1 pseudogene is annotated in these 688 nt (G+C 43.0%); it reads right to left on the bottom strand.

Annotated elements, in window-relative coordinates:
- Nucleotides 1–35: 35 nt before the first annotated feature.
- Nucleotides 36–688: pseudogene (locus JCM10512_RS21070) on the bottom strand (site-specific integrase); the annotation flags it as partial.

Here is a 688-nt window from a genome sequence, read left to right as displayed (position 1 = left end):
AATTTTTGTTTCCATGATTGAAATATATTAAGTTATTAAATAGCAAATTTGAATTTCCCGGCGATACGTTTCTCCAACATTTTCATATCCTCATCAATCTTGTCGTTGGTGATTTTCGCATAAATCTGTGTCGTCGAAATCTGGCTGTGTCCGAGCATACGGCTTACCGTTTCGATAGGAACACCCTGTGAAAGAGTGATTTCGGTGGCGTATGTGTGCCGCCCGCAATGCCAGGTGAGCCGTCGGGCGATACCACATATACGGGCGATATTTTTCAATGCCCTGTTCAACTCCCCATTTGTACATCGGCAGTAGTCGTCCGTTGGTTGCTGTCCCCCGATAGCGTTCAAGAATTTGCAAAGGAATTTCGAGCATGGGAATTTCATAGTCTATTCCGGTTTTCTCACGGAATGTTTTTATCCAGACTACATTATCTTCTGCAACCGAAATATCCTCGTCCGATAATTTGCACATATCGCAATATGGGATTCCGGTATAGCACGAAAAAAGGAATAAATCACGGATAAGATAATGTTTCGGCTTGGTAAACTGTGTTGTCATCAACTTGTTCAATTCCTTGCGGGTAAGATACTTTTGTTGCCGCTCAGGGCGTTCCGCCTCATAACCGGCGAAAGGATTTTTACTTATAATCCCCTCGGTTATGGCTTCTCCGATAATAGTACCAAAC

Origin of the sequence: Bacteroides reticulotermitis JCM 10512, from assembly GCF_000517545.1 — a bacterium.
Lineage (GTDB): Bacteria > Bacteroidota > Bacteroidia > Bacteroidales > Bacteroidaceae > Bacteroides > Bacteroides reticulotermitis.
Note: the sequence above shows the minus strand (reverse complement) of the source record. Positions and strands in the feature narration are given on the sequence as shown.